This window comes from Pseudomonas sp. W2Oct36 (assembly GCF_041060465.1).
GTDB classification, from domain to species: domain Bacteria; phylum Pseudomonadota; class Gammaproteobacteria; order Pseudomonadales; family Pseudomonadaceae; genus Aquipseudomonas; species Aquipseudomonas graminis_B.
On the sequence record NZ_JAUERW010000030.1, the window covers coordinates 23,865 to 43,802 of the forward strand.

Annotated in this window: 18 protein-coding genes; 12 read left to right on the forward strand and 6 right to left on the reverse strand. The window is 62.5% G+C overall.

The window, feature by feature from the left end; translation table 11 throughout:
• Nucleotides 1-66: 66 nt before the first annotated feature.
• Nucleotides 67-1,020: a 2-hydroxyacid dehydrogenase gene (locus tag QWI18_RS24450; protein WP_369320070.1), complete on the reverse strand. Its 954-nt coding sequence runs from the start codon at nucleotides 1,018-1,020 to the stop codon at nucleotides 67-69.
• 14 nt (nucleotides 1,021-1,034) lie between these two features.
• Nucleotides 1,035-1,577: a cysteine hydrolase family protein gene (locus QWI18_RS24455; RefSeq protein ID WP_065991448.1), complete on the reverse strand. Its 543-nt coding sequence runs from the start codon at nucleotides 1,575-1,577 to the stop codon at nucleotides 1,035-1,037.
• A gap of 727 nt (nucleotides 1,578-2,304) precedes the next feature.
• On the opposite strand from QWI18_RS24455, the gene QWI18_RS24460 reads away from it, so the two are divergent.
• The 11 genes from QWI18_RS24460 (at nucleotide 2,305) to QWI18_RS24510 (ending at nucleotide 15,124) form a co-directional block, all read left to right on the forward strand.
• On the forward strand, nucleotides 2,305-3,426 hold the full coding sequence (locus tag QWI18_RS24460; protein WP_369320071.1) for a DUF1615 domain-containing protein: 1,122 nt from the start codon (nucleotides 2,305-2,307) through the stop codon (nucleotides 3,424-3,426).
• A 156-nt stretch (nucleotides 3,427-3,582) separates the two neighbouring features.
• Nucleotides 3,583-4,062, forward strand: coding sequence for a hypothetical protein (locus QWI18_RS24465; protein ID WP_065991732.1), 480 nt, complete (start codon nucleotides 3,583-3,585; stop codon nucleotides 4,060-4,062).
• 266 nt (nucleotides 4,063-4,328) lie between these two features.
• Nucleotides 4,329-5,180 carry an STAS domain-containing protein gene (locus QWI18_RS24470; protein WP_065991450.1) on the forward strand — a complete coding sequence of 284 codons (852 nt, stop codon included), beginning with the start codon at nucleotides 4,329-4,331 and terminating at the stop codon, nucleotides 5,178-5,180.
• Nucleotides 5,181-5,184: 4 nt separating this feature from the next.
• Entirely contained in the window at nucleotides 5,185-5,547 is a 363-nt protein-coding gene (locus QWI18_RS24475; RefSeq protein WP_369320072.1) for an STAS domain-containing protein, read from the forward strand.
• The gene (locus QWI18_RS24480; protein WP_065991451.1) at nucleotides 5,544-5,948 is read left to right on the forward strand and encodes an anti-sigma regulatory factor; all 405 of its coding nucleotides are present in this window, start codon (nucleotides 5,544-5,546) and stop codon (nucleotides 5,946-5,948) included. The genes QWI18_RS24475 and QWI18_RS24480 overlap by 4 nt, the downstream gene beginning before the upstream one ends.
• The gene (locus QWI18_RS24485; protein ID WP_369320073.1) at nucleotides 5,939-6,964 is read left to right on the forward strand and encodes an ATP-binding protein; all 1,026 of its coding nucleotides are present in this window, start codon (nucleotides 5,939-5,941) and stop codon (nucleotides 6,962-6,964) included. Before QWI18_RS24480 ends, QWI18_RS24485 begins: the two co-directional genes overlap by 10 nt.
• Nucleotides 6,957-7,856, forward strand: coding sequence for a sensor histidine kinase KdpD (locus QWI18_RS24490; protein WP_083233199.1), 900 nt, complete (start codon nucleotides 6,957-6,959; stop codon nucleotides 7,854-7,856). The genes QWI18_RS24485 and QWI18_RS24490 overlap by 8 nt, the downstream gene beginning before the upstream one ends.
• Nucleotides 7,846-9,786 carry a response regulator gene (locus tag QWI18_RS24495; protein ID WP_369320074.1) on the forward strand — a complete coding sequence of 647 codons (1,941 nt, stop codon included), beginning with the start codon at nucleotides 7,846-7,848 and terminating at the stop codon, nucleotides 9,784-9,786. The genes QWI18_RS24490 and QWI18_RS24495 overlap by 11 nt, the downstream gene beginning before the upstream one ends.
• Nucleotides 9,787-9,944: 158 nt before the next feature.
• Nucleotides 9,945-12,185 carry an ATP-binding protein gene (locus QWI18_RS24500; RefSeq protein WP_369320075.1) on the forward strand — a complete coding sequence of 747 codons (2,241 nt, stop codon included), beginning with the start codon at nucleotides 9,945-9,947 and terminating at the stop codon, nucleotides 12,183-12,185.
• Between the two features lie 33 nt (nucleotides 12,186-12,218).
• The gene (locus QWI18_RS24505) at nucleotides 12,219-12,680 is read left to right on the forward strand and encodes a response regulator (RefSeq protein WP_065991454.1); all 462 of its coding nucleotides are present in this window, start codon (nucleotides 12,219-12,221) and stop codon (nucleotides 12,678-12,680) included.
• 68 nt (nucleotides 12,681-12,748) lie between these two features.
• Nucleotides 12,749-15,124: a hybrid sensor histidine kinase/response regulator gene (locus QWI18_RS24510; protein ID WP_065991455.1), complete on the forward strand. Its 2,376-nt coding sequence runs from the start codon at nucleotides 12,749-12,751 to the stop codon at nucleotides 15,122-15,124.
• Nucleotides 15,125-15,551: 427 nt separating this feature from the next.
• Here the strand turns inward: QWI18_RS24510 and QWI18_RS24515 are convergent, their stop codons facing one another.
• The 4 genes from QWI18_RS24515 to QWI18_RS24530 all read right to left on the reverse strand — a co-directional run bounded on the left by QWI18_RS24515 (nucleotide 15,552) and on the right by QWI18_RS24530 (nucleotide 19,716).
• Nucleotides 15,552-15,893 carry an FKBP-type peptidyl-prolyl cis-trans isomerase gene (locus QWI18_RS24515; RefSeq protein WP_369320076.1) on the reverse strand — a complete coding sequence of 114 codons (342 nt, stop codon included), beginning with the start codon at nucleotides 15,891-15,893 and terminating at the stop codon, nucleotides 15,552-15,554.
• Between the two features lie 75 nt (nucleotides 15,894-15,968).
• Nucleotides 15,969-16,547, reverse strand: coding sequence for a DUF1349 domain-containing protein (locus QWI18_RS24520; protein ID WP_197985909.1), 579 nt, complete (start codon nucleotides 16,545-16,547; stop codon nucleotides 15,969-15,971).
• 206 nt (nucleotides 16,548-16,753) lie between these two features.
• The gene (locus QWI18_RS24525) at nucleotides 16,754-18,337 is read right to left on the reverse strand and encodes an aldehyde dehydrogenase (NADP(+)) (RefSeq protein WP_369320077.1); all 1,584 of its coding nucleotides are present in this window, start codon (nucleotides 18,335-18,337) and stop codon (nucleotides 16,754-16,756) included.
• 272 nt (nucleotides 18,338-18,609) lie between these two features.
• Nucleotides 18,610-19,716: a Gfo/Idh/MocA family protein gene (locus tag QWI18_RS24530; RefSeq protein WP_192131071.1), complete on the reverse strand. Its 1,107-nt coding sequence runs from the start codon at nucleotides 19,714-19,716 to the stop codon at nucleotides 18,610-18,612.
• Nucleotides 19,717-19,745: 29 nt separating this feature from the next.
• Here QWI18_RS24530 and QWI18_RS24535 point away from each other — a divergent pair.
• Nucleotides 19,746-19,938: hypothetical protein (locus QWI18_RS24535; RefSeq protein WP_369320078.1), on the forward strand; the 193-nt coding region annotated here is incomplete at its 3' end.

The following is a 19,938-nucleotide window of genomic DNA, read 5'->3' on the forward strand; positions in this document are numbered from 1 at the left end:
AGGAGGGCTAACCGCCATGGGAGCAGGCCGACGGTTCCATCGTCGGGCCTGCGCGTGAAGCATCGGTTACAGCTCGACCGGGGTGACCAGCGTGCCCTTGTCGAAATGACCACTGACGTTGGCGAACACTAGGTCGGCCATGGCCTGGCGGGTTTCGTAGGTCCCCGAGCCGATGTGCGGCGTGAGCACCACATTGTCCAGCTTCCACAGTTCGGCGGGCACGTTGGGCTCGTCTTCGAACACATCGAGGCCGGCCCCGGCGATTTCCGAGGCGATCAGCGAGGCGACCAGGGCCTTCTCGTCGACGACGCTGCCGCGGGCGACGTTGATCAGGAATGACTTGGGACCGAGGGCTCGAAGCACGTCGGCGTCGATCAGGTGTTGGGTGTCCGGGCCGCCGGGGACGATGACGATCAGGTAGTCCGAGTCCTGGGCCAGGTCCCGAAGGTCACCGTAGTGCCGGTAGGGCACATCGTCGTAGGCGCGGCCACGGCGGAAGTAGGCGATGTTCATTTCGAACGCGGCGGCGCGCTTGGCGATGGTCTTGCCGATCTTGCCCAGGCCGACGATGCCGCAGGTCTTGCCGCACAGGTCATTGCCGAGGGGGAACTTGCCGTTGGGCCACTGACCGGCCCGCACGAAGCGCTCGGCTTCGCTGATGCGGCGGGACACGCAGAGCATCAGCGCCATGGCGGTTTCGGCGACAGCGTTATTGAGGACCTCGGGCGTGGTGCTCAGCTTGATACCACGGCGCGCCAGATACTCGGTGTCCACCGCGTCGTAGCCGACGCCAAAGCTGCTGACCACTTCCAGGTTCGGCAGCCGATCGAGAACGGCATTGTCGGTGCCGAACACACCGCTGGTGACGACGCCGCGCACCTTGGCCCCGTGTTGGCTGGCCCAGGCGTCGATGTCGTGGATGTCGGCGAGTTTGTGCACGCTGTAATCGCGCTCAAGGTGGTGCATCAGCGAGGCATGCATCGGACCCCAGACCAGAATGTCGGCTTTCTTGTCGCTCATTGTTTTCTCCTTCATCAGGCCAGATAAGCTTCGGTATTCAGCACCTCGGCATAGGCGAAGCCCAGTGCGGACATGAACGCGGCGTGGACCTGGGCGGCCGGCACTACATCGCCATTGAACTCCAGGTCACGACTGGCGCAGGCGTCATGAATCACTTTGACGGTGTAGCCGAGGTCCGCCGCCGCTCGGGTGGTGGCGTCGATGCACATGTGGCTCATGGAGCCGATGATCACCAGGTGCTCGATGCCTTTTTCTTCAAGCAGCGCCTGCAGCCCGGTGTCGCGGAACGAATTGGGGAAGTGCTTGAGCACCACCGGCTCGTGCTCAAGGTTCAGGACTTTGGGGTGCAGCCTGGCGCCCTCGGAACCAGGCGTGAAGAAGGGCGCGTCGGCACCGGACTCATGGCGGATGAAGACGATCAGATCCCCGGCGTCGCGGGCCGCCTGAACCACCTTGACGGCGTTGTCCGCGGCGGCGTCGGCGCCAACCAGCGGCCATTTACCGCCAGGGAAGTAGTCGTTCTGGATATCAACTACGATGAGCGCTGTGCTGGACATTCGGGCTTCCTTCTTGGAGGGGTGGGTGGTTGAGAGTAATACCTACCCGAGAACTGAACCACTGCCGCTGCACAGACTGAACCCGATACTGGCAGTAGGACCGGCTTCAGCCGGGAACAGGCCGGTGTGCACGACATCGATTTTGCAGTGTAATGATCGGCGCCTTCCCGGCTGAAGCCAGTCCTACCAGGTACGCGGTGTGACAGTGGGACTGGCTTTAGCCGGGAAGAGGTCAGTGTGTACGACATCAATTGTGCGGCGTGATGTCTGACGCCTTCCCGGCTAAAGCCAGTCCTACAGGTACGCGGTGTGACAGTGGGACCGGCTTTAGCCGGGAAGAGGTCAGTGTGTACGACATCAATTGTGCGGCGTGACGTCCGACGCCTTCCCGGCTGAGGCCAGTCCTACCAGGTACGCGGTGGGAAAGTAGGACCGGCTTTAGCCGGGAAGAGGTCAGTGTGTACGACATCGATTTTGCGGCGTGATGTCTGACGCCTTCCCGGCTAAAGCCAGTCCTACTGGGTACGGGGTGTGACAGTAGGACCGGCTTTAGCCGGGAACAGGCCGGTGTGCACGACATCGGTTTTGCAGTGTATCGATTGACGCCTTCCCGGCTAAAGCCAGTCCCACCGGTTGTGCGGTCCTGCTGGCACACGGCCTGTTTGAATCAGCAGCGCTTCCCGCTGTCCATACCGCGCCACCCCGTTTGAGTAACCACCGAGAAGTCATGACCGTGAATGGAATCAGCCGCCACCTCCACGCCCTAGCCAGCCTGATCCTGCTGACGCTGCTGGTCGGTTGCAGCTCGCAACGCAGCCAGGAACCCGCACCAGAACCCTCGGTGGTACGCAGTGAAATCGTGCGGTTATTGCCCGCGCGCGTCGCCGACCGCCAAGGCTGGGCCCAGGACATTCAACGGGCGTTTGACGTGCAGAAGATCAACCCCAGCGTTGAGAACCTCTGTTCCGTGCTGGCCGTGACCGAGCAGGAATCCAACTTCCAGGTCGACCCTTCCGTCCCCGGCATGGGCAAGATCGCCCAGGACGAAATCGACCGTCGCGCCGGCAAGGCGCACATCCCCAATCTGCTGGTGCGCAGCGCCCTGGACATCCGCTCCTCGACCGGCAAAACCTTTAACGAACGCCTCAGCGCCACCCGCACTGAAAAAGACCTGAGCGCCATTTTCGATGACTTCATCGGCATGGTCCCGCTGGGTCGTACATTGTTCGGCAACTTCAACCCGGTCCATACCGCCGGGCCCATGCAGCTCAGCATCGAATTCGCCGAGCGGCAGGCCCGGGATTATCCGTATCCGGTCGAGGGCTCGATTCGCCATGAAGTGTTCAGCCGTCGAGGTGGCATGTACTTCGGCATCGCCCATCTGCTCGGTTATCCGGTCAGCTACGACAGACCGCTGTATCGCTTCGCCGACTTTAACGCCGGCTGGTACGCCAGCCGCAATGCCGCGTTCCAGAGTGCGGTGGCGCGTGTGTCCGGCAAGCGTCTGGCCCTGGATGGCGACCTGATCAGCTACGGTTTCGGCCCGGCGCTTGGGCAGACCGAACTGGCTGTGCGCAGCCTTTACCCGCGGCTGGACATGCGCAACACGACCATCCGCAGCCAACTGGAGAAGGGCGAAACACTGGCCTTCGAAGAGACCGAGCTGTACGCGAAAATTTTTGCCATGGCCGACGAGGCCGCCGGCAAACCGCTGCCACGGGCTATTTTGCCGGGCATCGTGCTGGAAAGTCCCAAGATCACCCGCAAGTTGACCACGGCCTGGTTTGCGCAGCGGGTCGAAGAGCGGCGGGTTCGCTGCATGGCGCGGGCGTCCGGGTCTTTGAAGTGAGGCTACGATTGCTGAAAGCTTCCCGGCTAAAGCCGGTCCCATATTCAATTTGCAGGAGGCATCCTCGTGAGCCGTGACATCGAAACACCGATCATCATTACCAGCAGCAACCCGGCTGCCGAGGAGCAGGCAGCGAGTGATCAGGTCGCCGACGCCATGCTGTTCGGATCACCCAAAGACCGGCTGAATTTTTACCGCAAGGAAATCCAGTACGAGACGGCCATTCTGTCCAACCGCACCAACGCCTACCTGTCCGCGCAATCGTTTCTGGTGATCGCCTTCGCCTCGTCGATGGCCAACCTCAATCCGGAGTGGGGCAAGATGTTCACCCTGGTGGTGCCGCCTTTTCTGACGCTGCTCGGGCTGATCAGCTCCATGCACGCCTGGCCGGGCATTCGCGCGGCGTACGAAATCATCGATCACTGGCATTTCAAGCAGGCCCAGTTGCTTAGCAGCCAGCCGGCCATGGGCCTGGCGTACGACGACTCGCCGCTGTTCAGCGAACACGAGTCCAGCGAGAAGGGCTATCGCAAGTCGCTGATGTTTTCCATGCGCACGCCGTGGCTGTTCACCGTGTTCTGGTTTTTGCTGGGGGCGTTTTCGATCTACGTGCAGGTCGTCGACAGCGTTTTCTAAGTCCGCAAGGACCACGCCGATAAAGAAACAAAGAAAGCGGGGTGATGTTACCTTGACACCTAGTCGCGGCAGGCGTATCTCGTCTGCCCGGTGCACGCCCGCTGCGGCGGCTGCAATCCCAGGGTCAGACAGCTTCTTGGTCCACACCTTGCAACAACCTGCCGCGCAACGTTCTGCGCCGTTTTTTTGACCCTTTCGCGTATTTCACAGGCCTGCTCACGTCGACTAATTCTAACTCTCGACCTGCACTCACTGGAGCCACCCTCATGGCAGCATTGCAACAAATCACCGTAGACGCGCTCAAGCGCTCCGAATCCCAGCTGGCCGTTCAATGGCACGCCGATCTGGAAGCCAGCGGTGCGACGCGCAATCTCAAGCCCGAGGAAATCCGCCAGCAAGTTGCCGACTTCCTGCGCCTGCTGACGTCGACGCTGGAGAAGGGTGGCTCCGCCAACATCACCACCACCGAATGGGATGACGTTCGCCACTTCCTGGAAAAACTGTCCAGTCAGCGCGCGTTGGCCGGTCAGGATTCCCAGCAGACCGCCAGTTTCATCTTCGCCCTCAAGGGCCCGCTCTTCACCCAACTGCAAAATGCCTTCGCTGATCAGCCGTTGCTGATTGCCGAGCAAGTGCTGCAGATGTCGGAGCTGCTCGATGGTCTGGGCCTGCACACCATCCGCACCTATCAGAAGTCCCGTGAAGCGGTGATCAAGCGTCAGCAGGAAGAACTGCTCGAGCTGTCCACGCCGGTGGTCAAACTGTGGGACGGCGTTCTGGCGCTGCCGATGATCGGCACGCTGGATTCGCAACGCACCCAGGTGGTCATGGAATCGCTGTTGCAGCGCATCGTCGACACCGGCGCTGAAATCGCCATCATCGACATCACCGGTGTGCCGACGGTCGATACCCTGGTCGCCCAGCATTTGCTCAAAACCGTGACCGCGATCCGCCTGATGGGCGCCGATTGCATCATCAGCGGCGTGCGTCCGCAGATTGCACAGACCATCGTGCACCTGGGTCTGGACCTGCAAGGCGTCGTGACCAAAGCCAATCTGGCCGATGCCCTCGCACTGGCCCTGCGCCGTCTGGGCGTCACCCTCACCAAGGCGGTATGAGCCCATGGAGCGCATCCCGATTTTGCAGATGGGCGACTTTCTGCTCGTCACCATCCAGGTGGACATGCATGACCAACTGGCCCTGACACTGCAGGACGACCTGTCCGAACGCATCAGCCGCACCTCGGCCTGCGGCGTGCTGATCGACATCTCCGCGCTGGACATGGTGGATTCGTTCATTGGCCGCATGATCGGCATGATCTCCGGCCTGTCGCGGATCATGGACGCCGAGACCGTGCTGGTCGGCATGCAGCCTGCGGTGGCGATCACCCTGGTCGAACTGGGCATGACCCTGCCCGGCGTCAGCACAGCGCTGAACGTCGAGCGCGGCATGAAACTGCTGCGCGAGCGAGCCTATTCGCAATGACCGTGCGCAGCAGCGGCACTCAACCCATTCGCATCGAGCAGGATGTCGTGCTGGCCCGGCAGACCGCGCGCAAGCTGGCCCAGGAATGCGGCATGCGCCTGATCGACCTGACCAAACTGGTCACAGCGGTCAGCGAGCTGGCGCGCAACACCATGGTCTATGGCGGCGGCGGTGACATGGACTGGGAGATTGTCGAGGACGGCCTGCGCGTTGGCCTGCGTCTTACCTTTCGTGACGAAGGCCCCGGCATCCCTGACCTCAAGCTGGCGATGACCGACGGCTGGACCTCCGGCGGCGGCCTGGGCCTGGGCCTGACCGGTGCCAAGCGCCTGGTGGACGATTTCGAGCTGGACACCGCGCCCGGCGCCGGCACCCGCGTGACGATCTGTAAATGGACCTGAACCTGCACAGCCACCTGACCCAGGTCTTGTCCGTGGAGGACGTCAGTCAGGTCGGTCACGCCCGACGCACGACCCAGAAGCTGGCCGAACAGGCAGGCTTCGACGAGGCCGATTGCGGCCGGGTGGCGCTGGTCGTTACTGAACTGGCGAGCAACATCCTCAAGCATGCGCAGAGCGGTGAGCTGCACGTGCGCGCGCTGCCGGGCGACGTTTCGGGTGCAGCGGCAGGCGTTGAGGTGATCGCAATCGACCGGGGCAAGGGGTTCGACGTGCAGAACTGCATGGCCGATGGCTTCTCCACCCGTGGCACCCAGGGCATTGGCCTGGGTTCGGTGCTGCGTCAGGCGCAAGTCTTCGACGTGCACAGCGACCCCCGAGGCAGCGTGCTGCTGGCGCGCTTCTTCCCGCGCAAAAACGTGGTGAAGGACCTGCGCATGGGCATCGCGCAACATTCGCTGCACGATGACCCGGCCTGCGGCGATGTCTGGGAAGTCGCGATCAAGGGCCAGCAGGTCTCGATCATGATGATCGATGGCCTGGGACACGGCCCGGAAGCCGAAAACGCCGGCATGGCGGGCGCCCGCGCGTTCATTCGCAACCCCTTTGCCGACCCCGGGGTGCTGCTGGACGACTTGCACTTCGACATGCGCGGCAGCCGTGGCGGTGCCGCTGCGCTGGCGCAGTTCGATGGCGCGACGGGCCAGCTGCGCTTCATCGGTATCGGCAATATCGGTGCGTCGCTGATCGGCCAGGACAAAACCCGCGGCATCCCCTCGCACCCCGGCATCGTCGGCCTGCAGTACCGCAAGACTGCGCCGATCGATTACGCCGAGTGCACCGGGCAGTTGTTGATCATGTTCAGTGATGGCCTGCAATCGCGTTGGAATCTTCGCGACTATCCAGGTCTGATGTACCGACACCCGGCGGTGATTGCAGCGGTATTGCAGCGCGATTACAACCGGGGCAGGGACGATGTAACGGTCTTGGTAATGGCTCTGGAGACGCTCGATGACTGACAACAATGCCCGCGAGACCCCTGAGGGCTCAGCCGGGGTCGAAATCGAGACCCGGCGCGAGCTGGAACGCTTGCGCGCTGAAACCGACTCGCTGCGTGCCGAACTCGATGAGACCAATCAGGGCGTGCTTGCGCTGTACGCCGAGCTTGAAGATCAGGCCGACCAGCTGCGCGAGGCGTCGGACCTGAAGAGCCGTTTTCTGTCGTACATGAGCCATGAGTTCCGCACGCCCCTGGGCTCGATCCTCAGCATCGCCAGCCTGCTGTCCGACGAGCTGGACGGTCCGCTGGGTGCGGAACAGCACAAGCAGGTCGCGTTCATCAGTACAGCGGCCCGCGAATTGAGCGACATGGTTGACGACCTTCTGGACCTGGCGAAGATCGAAGCGGGGCGGATCAGCATTTCGCCGGCGTGGTTCGACATGTTCGATCTGTTTTCGGCACTGCGCGGCATGTTCCGGCCCATCGTCGACACCTCCGCCGTGGACCTGATCTTCGAAGAGCCGGTGGGCCTGCCACGGCTCTATACCGATGACCAGAAGCTCGCGCAGATCCTGCGCAACTTCATTTCAAATTCCCTGAAATTTACCCAGCGCGGTGAAGTGCGCGTGTCGGCGCGGCTGGAGTCCGAGGACTCGATTCGCTTTGCCGTGACTGACACCGGCATCGGCATCCCCCAGGAACTCCATGGCGCGCTGTTCGAAGACTTCATTCAGGTCGACTCGCCGCTGCAAAAACGCCTGCGCGGGACAGGGTTGGGCCTGTCCCTGTGCAAACGCTTCGCCGAATTGCTCGGTGGCCGCGTCGGTGTGGACAGCGAGCCCGGTGTGGGCTCGACATTCTATGTGGTGATTCCGCTGGCGCTGACTCAGGAGCCTGCCGATGAAGCCTGAAACCCGGCTGCTGATCGTCGATGACAACACCGCTACCCGCTATGCCCTGCGTCGCCGCCTGGAGCGTCAGGGTTTTGTGGTGTCGGAGGCGGGCACCGGCACCGAAGGACTCGCGCTGCTTGAAGAGCGCTTGCCGGACGCGTTGATTCTCGACGTCAACCTGCCCGACATGAGCGGCTTCGACATTGTCCGCCAGCTGCGCGCTGCACCACGGACGGCGCTGTTACCGGTGGTGCATGTGTCGGCCGCATCGATCCAGACCGGCGACATCGTCACCGGACTGGAAGCGGGCGCCGACGCCTATCTGGTGCACCCGGTGGACCCCGACGTGCTGCTGGCGACACTGCGCACGCTGTTGCGGGTGCGTGACACCGAGCACGCCCTGCGCGACAGCGAAGAACGCTTTCGCGAGATTTTCGCTAACGTCTCGGCGCCGATCGCGGTCATGGACGGCAACCTGAAAGTCCACGAAGCCAACCACGCCTTTGCTCAGTTGCTCGGGCAGGACGCCGGGGACCATTCGGTGCTGCGCAGCTTCAGTGAAGATCAGGGCTCTGCGCTGGACGGGCTGCGTGAGGCGCTGGCGACGGGCGAGCGTTGGATGGGCACCCTGAGCATGCGGGTCAAGGGCGAACTGCGCGAGACCGAGTGGCAGGTTTCGCCGTACCGGGTCACCGGCATGAGCCTGGTGTTCATCGAAGACGTGACCGAGCACCGCCGCCGCGAACAGTCGCATTTGCAGCAGCTGGACTCGGTCAACAGTCGGCTCGCCCACGAAGTGGCCGAGCGTGCGCGGACCGAAGAGCAATTGCTGCAGGCGCAGAAAATGGACGCCATCGGCAAGCTCACCGGCGGCATCGCCCACGACTTCAATAACCTGTTGACCGGCATCGTCACCGGCCTTGAGCTGGTCAAGAAGCGCACCGAAGACGGCCGCACGGAAAAGGTTCTGGTCTACGCCGATGCCGCACTGGCCTCGGCAAAAAGCGCCTCGGCGCTGACCCACCGTCTGCTGGCCTTCGCTCGCCAGCAGCCCCTCGACACCCGCGCGTCAGACGTCAATCAGTACGTGCGCTCCCTTGAGGACTTGCTCGGCCGCACCATCGGCAAGGGCATCTCCCTGACCCTTGAGCTGACCTCGCGCAGCGCTGTGGCCATGGTCGACGCAGGCCAGCTGGAAAGCGCCTTGCTCAATCTGGTGATCAATGCCCGTGACGCCATGCCGGCGGGCGGCAATATCTGGATCAGCACCTTCGAAACCTATTCCCAGGGCCATTCGCGCATGGCGGATGGTGCCTACATTGCCCTGACCGTGCGCGATGATGGCGTCGGCATCGAGCACCACCTGATCGACAAGGTGTTCGACCCGTTTTTCACCACCAAGCCCATCGGCCAGGGCACCGGCCTGGGCCTGTCGACGATCTACGGTTTCGCCCGGCAGTCGGGGGGCGACGTGCAGATTCGCAGCGTCGTCGGCCACGGCACCGAAGTGACCCTGATGCTGCCGGCGGCAGACGTACAGAGCGTCGAACCTCAGCAGCCCGCTGCCGTGGCGGCGCCGGGGGCAGGGGAGCATGTGCTGATCGTCGAAGACACGGCGTCGGTGCGCATGTTCGTCAATGAAGTGCTCACCGATGCCGGGTACCGCTGCACCCCGGTGGCGGATGTCACCACGGCACTGTCGTGTCTGGAAAGCGACGCCACCATCGACCTGCTGCTGACCGATGTCGGAATGCCTGAGATGAACGGTCGCGAGGTCGCGCAGCGGGGGCGTGTCTGGCGTCCGGACCTGCCGGTGCTGTTCATGACCGGCTATGCGGAGAACGCTCTAAATCGGCAGGATTTCCTGGGCGAACGGATGGATATGGTCCTGAAACCTTTCCACTTGGCGGATTTTTTGTCGAAAGTGCGCGCGATGCTCGATTCCTGACGGGAATGGGTGGGTTTTTTTGGCGTAAACACCCAATTCGGAGTATTTGACCGGGCCGGTTTTTGTTACCGTGAGCGCCATTCCCACCCGTGCCACCCCCCGGGGCACATATTGCCGACGCCGTTTGCCCAAACGCTGAAGGTTGAAGGAGCCAAACCTTGACCCTCACCGACGATTTCCTCCAGAGCGCGATAGAGCAGTGCGCCCAGGAACCGATCCAGATCCCCGGAAGCATTCAGCCCCAGGGTTTTTTGCTGGTCATCAATGAAGCGGCCTCGACGGTCATTCAGGTCAGCGCCAATGTCACTGACTGGCTTGGCCTTGATCCACAGTCGTTGATTGGCGTGGCGCTTTCCAATGTGTTCGCCGAACACGAATTGCTGCTCGAGCGCTTGCGGGCGCTGCCGGATGAAGAGCAAAACCCCTTTCACCTGGGTGAAGTGCGCTTTCTGCAGGGCTCAAGAGCCGGTCAGCCGATGACCATAATGGTGCATCGTCATGATCAGGTGCTGATGGCCGAGTTCGAGCCGGCCGGCGACATGAGCACCGCCTATGGCAATGTGTACCCGCTGATTCGCGGGTTCATCAGCCAGATGAGCGTTGACGAAAGCATTGAAGCGCTGTGCCAGCGTTCGGTGGCCGAGGTCAAGCGCATCACCGGTTTCGGCCGGATTCTTGCCTACCACTTCGACGCCGACGGCAACGGCCTGGTCAACGCCGAAGTGGCTGATCAGGGCTATGAGAGCATGCTTGGCCTGAGCTTCCCGGCGTCCGACATACCGGCCCAGGCTCGAAGGATGTACCTGGCCAACCGGATCCGTGTGATCGAAGACGTCGACTACCAGGCCTCGCCGCTGATACCCGCTTACAACCCGCTGACGGGCGCGCCGCTGGACATGACCTTCGCCACGTTGCGCAGCGTATCCCCCGTGCATCTGCAGTACATGCGCAACATGCAGACGATGGCCTCGATGTCGATCTCCATCGTGGTGCGCGGGCAGTTATGGGGCTTGATTTCCTGCCACCACGCCACGCCACGACGGGTCAGCTTCCAGACCCGCACGGCGTGTGAGTTGCTGGGCAGCGTCTTGTCCCTGCAGCTCGAGAGCAAGGAAGCCCACGCCGACAACCAGCGCATGCTCAGCCTGCGTCGGCAGATCGTGCAGATGCTCGCGGCGATGGCCGACCTCGACAGCGTGACCGGCGGCCTGCGCGCCATGCCTGACGTGTTGCTGGGTTTTGTCGGTGCGAGCGGCGCGGCGGTGATTTCCGGCGCCAGCGTCGATGTCTACGGCGAAACCCCCGAGCGCGAACAGATCGTCAAGCTCGCCGGCTGGTTGAGCGGTCGCGATCCCCACGAGGTCTTCCGCTCCGACAACGTTAGTCGCGACATCCCCGAGCTGCCGGTGCTGGCCAAATCGGTCAGCGGTGTGCTGGCGACGGCGATCTCCGAGCTGCATTCCAACTTCATTATCTGGTTCCGCCCCGAGCAGACCCGTGTCGTGAACTGGGCCGGCAAACTGGAAAAAAGTGTCACCCCGAGCGGGTCGCTGAGCCCCCGCCACAGCTTCGCCATGTGGCAGCAGACGGTGCGTGGGTTTTCCCGGCCCTGGGACGACTTGGATTGCGAGGCCGTGGTCGAGCTGCGTGCGGCGGTGCTGGGCATCGTCCTGCGCAAGGCTGAAGAAATGGCTGCCCTGGCCGATGAGTTGAAGAAATCCAATAAAGAGCTCGAAGCATTTTCCTACAGCGTGTCCCACGATTTGCGCGCGCCGTTGCGCCACATTGCCGGCTACGCTGAGTTGTTGAGCGACATTGAAGGCAGCAAGCTGTCCGACCGAGGCGTCCGCTTCCTCGAAAACATCAGTGATTCGGCGCGGTTCGCCGGTACGCTGGTCGACAACCTGCTGAGCTTTTCGCAGATGGGCCGGTCGGCGATGCGCTTTTCCGACGTCGACCTCAATGCCATGGTCGAGTCAATTCGCCGGGAAATGCTGCCCGATTACGAAGGCCGCGCGCTGGAGTGGAAAGTCCTAGAGTCGTTGCCCGTGGTGATCGCCGACGCCGCCTTTCTCCACCTGGCGATGCGCAACCTGCTGTCCAACGCGATCAAGTACACCCGTAAACAGGACCCGGCCGTGATCGAGGTGGGCAGTTACGAGGAAGACGACAGGATCGTGGTCTACATCCGTGACAACGGCGTGGGCTTCGACATGGCCTACGCCAGCAAGCTGTTTGGCGTGTTCCAGCGCTTGCATCGCATGGAGGAATTCGAAGGCACCGGCATTGGCCTGGCCAGTGTCCGCCGGATTATCGAACGCCATGACGGCACCGTGTGGGCCCATAGCCAGCTGGGCCATGGCGCCACTTTTTACTTTGCGCTGCCCAAGCGCGGTTGACCGTAACTCTTTGAGTGTCGAAGGAGACGCCCAGTGCTAAAGCCCATTCTTCTGGTGGAAGACAATCCCAACGACCTCGAGCTCACGCTCGTCGCCCTTGAACGCAGCCAGTTGGCCAATGAAGTGATCGTGCTGCGCGACGGTGCCGAAGCCCTTGATTACCTGCTGCGCCGCAACCACCATCATGATCGTGTGGTCGGCAATCCGGCGGTGATGCTGCTGGACCTGAAACTGCCGAAAGTCGATGGCCTTGAAGTGCTCAAGCTCATTCGCGAAACCGAGGAACTGCGCAGCATTCCCGTGGTGATGCTGACGTCTTCGCGCGAAGAACCCGACCTGGATCGCGCCTATTCGCTGGGTGTGAACGCTTACGTGGTCAAACCGGTCGAATTCAAGGAATTCGTCTCGGCGATCTCGGACCTTGGCGTGTTCTGGGCAGTATTGAACGAGCCACCACCGGGTTCCCTGCGACTCGCACGCCGCCCGGGCTCCTGAATACGGCTTCTGCTGGCCTGCGTAAACCCGCTTCGCGCAAGCCCTTACTGGAACAATGACTTTTATCCATGTCGTTATCGCAGCTTAAATTGCTTTTGGTCGAAGACAGTTCGCTCGACGCCGAGCTGATTCTGCTCACCCTCGAAAACAGCGGGTTGAAGATCGACGCCACGTTGGTCTACAACCATCAGGACGTTGAGCGCGAGCTGGCCGCCGCGCGTTTTGACCTCATTCTCAGCGACTACCTGTTGCCCGGCTCGTCCGGCGCCGACGTGCTCAACAGCGCGCTGCGCCTGGCGCCGAAGACCCCGTTCATTTTTCTCTCCGGAATTTTCGGCGAGCAGCATGCGGTCGAAATGATGCGCATGGGCGCCATCGATTACGTCCTCAAGCAGAACATGAAAATGCTGCCCAAGGCGGTCATGCGCGCGGTGTCCGAGGTGCAGGAGCGGGAAAAGCGCCTGTATGCGGAGAAGACGCTGCAAGTGGCGGAAGTGCGCGCGCACCTGGCGATCGAAGCGGCCGACATGGGCGTCTGGACCTACGATCCGCGCACCGACACGCTGCTGTGGGACGAGCGCTGCAAAGCGCTTTATGGCGTTGGCGCCGACACCACCGTCAGCCTGGCCCTCATGTTTCTGCTCTGTCACCCGGACGACCGCGATCACTTGCACAGCAAGGTCATGGCCGCGCTGACGGTGGACACCTCATTTCAGATCGAGCACCGGCTGATCACCGACGACGGCGAGGAGCGCTGGGTGTTCTCCAACGGCCGCTCGCTCTTCGAAGACGGCCAGTGCGTGCGCTTTACCGGCGTCATCCAGGACATCACCGAACGCAAGCACGCCACCGAGGCGCTGCATCAACTCAACGACATTCTCGGCGAACGCGTCGTCCAGCGAACCCGCGAGCGTGACCGCACCTGGGAGCTGTCCCGGGAGCTGCTCGGCGTGCTGCATTTCGACATGACGCCGATCGCGCTCAACCCGGCCTGGGAGTCGACCCTCGGCTGGAGCCGCGACGAGGTCGGTCGCCAGCCGTTGAGCGAGCTGATTCATCCGGATGATCTGGCAGCCACGCTGCGCGAAACCGCCAGCATTGCCGAAGGCCATGTCTCGACCCGTTTCGTCAACCGCATGCGCCACGCCGACGGGGGATTCCGCTGGTTGTCGTGGACCATCGTGCCGGACGACGGCCTGATGTACGCCGCGGTCCGCGACATCACCGGCGAGCGCGCCGTGGTGGACGAACTGGCGGCGACCAACAAGCGTCTGCGCGATCAGATCAAAGAGCGCGAACGCGTCGAGGCCGCGTTGCAGCAGATGCAGCGGCTGGAGGTGGTCGGCCAGTTGACGGCCGGCGTCGCCCACGACTTCAACAACCTGCTGACGGTGATCCTGACCAGCGCGAATTTCCTCAGCCGGGACCTGGAAAAAGGCGTGTTTACCAAGTCTCCGCAGCGCTTGCAGAACATCCGCGAAGCGGGCGAGCGGGGCGCCAAGCTCACCAGTCAGCTGCTGTCGTTCTCCCGTCGCCAGCGTCTGGAGCCCGTTGCTCTGAACCTCAACGACACCATCGATGGCATGCGCGAGCTGCTCGGTCGTGCCCTGGGCGGCAGCGTCTGGGTGGAAACCGAACTGGCCGAGGACCTGTGGAGTGCGTTGGTAGACCCGACGCAGACCGAGATGATCATCCTCAACCTGGCGATCAACGCCCGGGACGCCATGCCCCAGGGCGGGCAATTGCGCCTGAGCACCTGGAACGAGATGGTCTATCGCCTGCCGCAGCGTCCCGAAGATCCGGAGCCCGGCGCGTATGTGGTGTTGTCGGTAAGCGACTCCGGCTGCGGCATGAGCCCGGAGGTCCTGGCCAAGGCCTTCGAACCCTTCTTCACCACCAAGGCGGTGGGCAAGGGGTCGGGGTTGGGCCTGGCGCAGGTGTTCGGTTTTGCCAAGCAGTCCGGTGGCGGCGTGAGCATCGACACCGCTGAAAACGCCGGGACCACGCTGCGGGTGTATCTCCCGAGCGTTGCCCGCATGGCGGTCCCGGTGGTCAGCGCGTCCGACATGCCCGGCCGCGCCGACGCCGATGACAAGCACCGCACCATTCTCCTGGTCGACGACGACCCGGCCGTACGGTCGGTGACCTCGATGATGCTGGTGTCGCTGGGGTATTCGGTGGTCGAAGCCGACAGCGGCGACGAAGCGCTGAAGAAGCTCGACCCCGGCATCGAACTGTTGCTGACCGACTTCGCCATGCCCAACATGACGGGTGGCGAGCTGGCAGAAATTGTCCGCCGTGACCACCCGGCACTGCCGATCATGTTCATCACCGGCTTCGCCGATATCGACATCCTCGACGTTGACCCGAAACTGATCGTGCAAAAGCCCTACAAGGAAGAAGAGCTGGCCAAGAAACTGGCCCGGGTCTTGATGAAAGCGTAGGTCCGAAATGGTGGGGCCGAAGGCAGGCCCCCACTGAAAGCATTGCGTGCACCCAATCTAACTGTTGGCGACCCCGAATGGTGGGACCGGCTTTAGCCGGGAAGAGGCCAGTGTGATCACCCTCATTTTGCAGTGTGACGCCTGACGCTTTCCCGGCTGAAGCCGGTCCTACGGGAAGTGGTGCACACCCGCAGGGCTGGGGTGGACTCCGATTTGTGGGACCGGCTTTAGCCGGGAATGCGTCGGTTGCCACACCGTGAGATTGATGGCGTACACGTTGGCCTCTTCCCGGCTGAAGCCGGTCCTACGGGAAGTGGTGCACACCCGCAGGGCTGGGGTGGACTCCAATTTGTGGGACCGGCTTTAGCCGGGAATGCGTCGGTTGCCATACCGCAAAGCGTCGGATGAATATCGCTCGCAAACCACCTCAATAATCCCGCGTCAGCACTTCCAGCAATTCAATCTCAAAGATCAGATTCGAATGGGGTTTGATGTGCGCCCCCATCGAGCGCTCGCCGTACGCCAGCGCTGCCGGCACTGACAGCTTGCGTTTGCCACCGACCTTCATGCCCATCAGCCCGATGTCCCAGCCCTTGATCACCCGCCCGGTGCCGATCACGCACTGAAACGGCTTGCCGCGCGCCCAGGAGGAATCAAACACGGTGCCGTCTTCGAGGGTGCCGGTGTATTGGGTGGTGATCAGCGCGCCTTTGACGACGGCCTTGCCGGTGCCTTCCAGCAGATCGAGGATGCTCAGTTCTTCATTCATGTTCAGGTGTCCACAGAGAGAGAGGGGCGGGATGCGGGTCGGCCAGGCGCCTGACTGGCCTGGCCGGCGGATTGGCTAGGTCAAATCGTGCAGGTCTCGCCCGAGAGGTGGGCTCAGCGACCATTCGGAAAACTGTACCCTCAAGCCTTGCCGCTCCGGTGTGCAGCACATAGGGCCTACCGTATAGCGTTCCCCCTCTGGAAAGGGAGCAAGTCTGAGCAGCGGCCAAGTCAGTCCGTCTGTGGAGTATTGCAAGCGCAGCACTCCGCCGGAAACGGTCACCCGAAGCCAGAAATCGGTGGGGTCGCCAGGAAAGCGGCTGGGCGCCCAGTCCGAGGTGCCTCGTGTCAACACGCTGCTGATCATGGGCATTCCATCGTTATATTCGATTCCTGCCTTGAGCCAGGTCTCCTCATCGAGCCTGACCATGATTCCCGCCTGGTCATAGAGCTCACGAAAATCGGCATTCACTCTGACTTGAGCGGTGAAACCTCCAGTGATCTCAAACCCTAGGAAATGTCCGCTGTCTCGAATGAACCCATAATGGGTTTCACGCCAGAAATCGGTCTGGAGGTCAGTGAAAACCTCTAACCTGTGGTCAGTAGAGATTTGGCAGCGGCTCGGCCGGTTCAGCCATTTAGCAGCCTGCCACATTGACGCTTCACCGCTCTGACTGGCCATTTCAATCTGCTTTTTATCCACCAGACTAACCCCTCCATTCATAGCTAAATCCAGCCGTGCCAACGCTCCAGGCGTGTCACAGGGCAAAAAAACGGCGCGGCCCTCACAGGGCCGCGCCGTTTTCGTGGGTCCAAGGCATCAGACCCAACGCGTCGGACCTGACGAATCAGGCCCCATCATCACGCGATGACGTCAGTGCTCCACTCGCCGTTCACCAGGCGCTTGAGGCCCAGCGGGTTGGCGTTTTGCAGAGCAGCCGGCAGCAGGCTGTCCGGGTAGTTCTGGTAGCAGACCGGGCGCAGGAAACGATCGATGGCCAGGGTGCCCACCGAGGTACCGCGCGCGTCGGAGGTCGCCGGGTAAGGACCGCCGTGAACCATGGCGTCAGACACTTCAACACCGGTCGGGTAGCCGTTGACCAAGATGCGGCCGACTTTCTCTTCCAGCACCGGCACCAGCCACTGGTACTTCTGCAGGTCAGCGGTTTCGCCAATCAGCGTGGCCGTCAATTGGCCGCGAAGGGCGAGCAGTGCGGCTTTCAGTTCAGCGTCGTCCGCCACTTCGATCAGCAGCGTGGTCGGGCCGAACACTTCTTCCTGCAGCAACTCGTCGCCGTTGAGCAACATGCTGACGTCGGCCTTGAACAGTTGAGCTTGGGCCTGCTTGCCTTCCTGCGGCTTGCCGGCCAGGTGCGTGACGCTTTTATGCGCCAGCAGTTTTTCCACGCCTCTGCTGTAGCTGCGCAGGCCGCCTTCGTTGAGCATCGTCTGCGGGGCCTGACCGCCCATGTGCTCGATCAGTTGCTCGGTGAAGGCGGTCAAGGCAGGGGAGCGAATGCCGATCACCACGCCCGGATTGGTGCAGAACTGGCCTGCACCCATGACCACGGAAGCCGCGAGTTCGCCGGCGATGGCGGTGCCACGTGCCGTCAGGGCGCCGGGCAGCAGGACCACCGGGTTGATGCTCGACATCTCGGCGAACACCGGGATCGGCTGTGGACGCTCGGACGCCAGTTTGCACAGGGCGTTGCCGCCGTGCAGAGAGCCGGTGAAACCGACGGCCTGAATGGCCGGGTGCTTGACCAGGCCTTCGCCGACGCCGCTGCCGAAGATCATGTTGAACACGCCTTTTGGCATGCCGGTCTTCTCGGCGGCGCGAACGATGGCGTTACCCACCAGGTCGGCGGTCGCCATGTGGCCGCTGTGGGCTTTCACCACCACCGGGCAACCGGCGGCCAACGCCGACGCGGTATCGCCGCCGGCGGTTGAGAAGGCCAGCGGGAAGTTGCTGGCGCCGAACACGGCCACCGGGCCAACGCCGATGCGCTGCTGACGCAGGTCGACACGTGGCAGGGGTTTGCGATCCGGGAGCGCTTGATCGATACGCGCGCCCAGGAAGTCACCGCGGCGCAGGACTTTGGCGAACAGGCGCATCTGGCCGGACGTACGGCCACGCTCGCCCTGGATACGACCGGCTGGCAGCGCGGTCTCCTGGCAAACGAGGGCAACGAAGTCATCGCCCAGGGCGTCGAGTTCCTCAGCGATGGCATCGAGGAACTCAGCGCGGCGGGCCGGGCTCAGTTGACGAAATTCGAGGAAGGCGTCTTTGGCGGCCGAGGCAGCGGCGTCGATTTCCGCGTCGGTGGCCTGATGAAAGGTGTAAGGCAGTGCTTCGCCAGTGGTGGCGTCGAGGCTTTTATGGCGTGCTTCGCCGAGGCCGCTGCGGGCGCCGCCGATGAAGTTCTGACCGAGAACGGTAGGCATCTGCTTCTCCTGTTATTTTTGGGGCGAATCGATCAGGCGTGGCGCCTGATGGGGAATTCGAGATCGTTTGAAGCGTAGCGGCAACGAGCTGAAGGGCTCGTCGCAAAAGTCGACAGTCATCATACAACTGCATTTTTTCAGCCGCAAGGCGCGCGGCAATGAGCTGCCGAGCAAGCCCGGCCATCAAAATAGCCGGGCTTTGGGTTGTGATCAACGTGCGGCGTGAAGCCATGCTTGATTGACGTGGGGCCACGCGTGATCAATCCGCACGATCATGCATTCGGCTCGTCGGTATTGATGTATTCCGGCACCTTGGCCAGTGGCAGGCGACGAGCTTGCTCGATGCCGATGCCCGGGCGCTCCGGCAGGGGCTCGAGCTTCTGCGGCTGGCCAGTGGTCAGCGCGCGCTCAATGGCCTCGACCACGCGCACATCGCGCCAGCCTTCGTCGCCGTCCGGCTCTGGCTCGCGGTCTTGCAGGATGCAGTCGGAGAAGTACTGGGTTTCGCCGCCGAACTGGTCGACCACCGGGTGGGTGTGCTCAGTGGTCTGGCCGTCGATGATGGCCCGGTAACCAATCGCCACGCCTTCGCCGAAACCGAAGCACGGTGACGCTTCGAACTCGCCCTTGGTGCCGATCAGCTGGAAGCGCTCGGTGGACGGCAGGCTGTAGCTGACGGTGAAAGTCGCCAGGCGTTCTTCGGCAAAGCGCAGCGTGACGTTGACCGTGTCGAATGTGTTGATTTCACGGCCCGGCGTTTTGATGCCGACGGCGTGGACTTCAATCGGCTCGGCGGCAAACAGGTTGCGCACGGCATTGATCGGGTAGGGCCCCATGTCTGCCACGGGACCGGCGTCGAAGCCACTCTGCATGCGGTGGTTGGCCGGGTCGGTGGTCTGGGCGAAGGTCGCGGTGAACAGGCGCAGGTCGCCGAGGTCGCCGGCGCGTACGCGGTGGACCATTTCGACGGTGCCGGGCTCAAAGTGCAGGCGGTAGGCGACCATCAGTTTGGCGCCCGAGCGTTTGGCGGCTTCGGCGATGGCCAGGCAGTCTTCTTCGTTGGCGGCCATGGGCTTTTCGAGCAGCACGTGGATGCCGGCTTCCAACGCGGGGACGGCGAATTCGCGGTGGCGGAAGTTGGGGGTTGCCAGGTAGATGGCGTCGATTTCGCCGGATTTCAGCAGGGTGTCGAATTCGTTGTAGTGGTAGCTCTTGAGGTCGTACAGTTCCGCCAGTTTGTCGGCCTTGACCGGGTCGCCGGTGACCAGGGCGGTCATGACGGAGTTGTCGGTCTGTTCGAGTCCGGGCATGAAAGCGCCTTGGGAGATCCAGCCTCCAGCGACCACTGCGTAGCGGATTTTGCCGTTTGCGTCTGGCATGTATAAGCCTCCATTTCTCAGCGGACGGTGTGTCCGGCAGCTGTGTAGTCGGCAGGTTCTGGGGGCATAAGTTCAATCAGATCGTGCTTGGCTTTTCCGAGATCAAGCTCAAGATCAAAGTCAAGGTCAAGAGCGTCTGCCTGGGGGCAGACTGTTTCGCCTTCGGCGAGTTACTTGGAAAAGCACCCCAAGTAACCAAGGGTGCTTGCTCCTGGTTTGGCC

What these genes read in the sequence shown, in the direction of transcription:
- QWI18_RS24450 (WP_369320070.1), bottom strand. Translation starts at nt 1,020, where the DNA reads ATGAGCGACAAGAAAGCCGACATTCTGGTCTGGGGTCCGATGCATGCC.
- QWI18_RS24455 (WP_065991448.1), bottom strand. Translation starts at nt 1,577, where the DNA reads ATGTCCAGCACAGCGCTCATCGTAGTTGATATCCAGAACGACTACTTC.
- QWI18_RS24460 (WP_369320071.1), top strand. Translation starts at nt 2,305, where the DNA reads ATGACCGTGAATGGAATCAGCCGCCACCTCCACGCCCTAGCCAGCCTG.
- QWI18_RS24465 (WP_065991732.1), top strand. Translation starts at nt 3,583, where the DNA reads ATGCTGTTCGGATCACCCAAAGACCGGCTGAATTTTTACCGCAAGGAA.
- QWI18_RS24470 (WP_065991450.1), top strand. Translation starts at nt 4,329, where the DNA reads ATGGCAGCATTGCAACAAATCACCGTAGACGCGCTCAAGCGCTCCGAA.
- QWI18_RS24475 (WP_369320072.1), top strand. Translation starts at nt 5,185, where the DNA reads ATGGAGCGCATCCCGATTTTGCAGATGGGCGACTTTCTGCTCGTCACC.
- QWI18_RS24480 (WP_065991451.1), top strand. Translation starts at nt 5,544, where the DNA reads ATGACCGTGCGCAGCAGCGGCACTCAACCCATTCGCATCGAGCAGGAT.
- QWI18_RS24485 (WP_369320073.1), top strand. Translation starts at nt 5,939, where the DNA reads ATGGACCTGAACCTGCACAGCCACCTGACCCAGGTCTTGTCCGTGGAG.
- QWI18_RS24490 (WP_083233199.1), top strand. Translation starts at nt 6,957, where the DNA reads ATGACTGACAACAATGCCCGCGAGACCCCTGAGGGCTCAGCCGGGGTC.
- QWI18_RS24495 (WP_369320074.1), top strand. Translation starts at nt 7,846, where the DNA reads ATGAAGCCTGAAACCCGGCTGCTGATCGTCGATGACAACACCGCTACC.
- QWI18_RS24510 (WP_065991455.1), top strand. Translation starts at nt 12,749, where the DNA reads ATGTCGTTATCGCAGCTTAAATTGCTTTTGGTCGAAGACAGTTCGCTC.
- QWI18_RS24515 (WP_369320076.1), bottom strand. Translation starts at nt 15,893, where the DNA reads ATGAATGAAGAACTGAGCATCCTCGATCTGCTGGAAGGCACCGGCAAG.
- QWI18_RS24520 (WP_197985909.1), bottom strand. Translation starts at nt 16,547, where the DNA reads ATGTGGCAGGCTGCTAAATGGCTGAACCGGCCGAGCCGCTGCCAAATC.
- QWI18_RS24525 (WP_369320077.1), bottom strand. Translation starts at nt 18,337, where the DNA reads ATGCCTACCGTTCTCGGTCAGAACTTCATCGGCGGCGCCCGCAGCGGC.
- QWI18_RS24530 (WP_192131071.1), bottom strand. Translation starts at nt 19,716, where the DNA reads ATGCCAGACGCAAACGGCAAAATCCGCTACGCAGTGGTCGCTGGAGGC.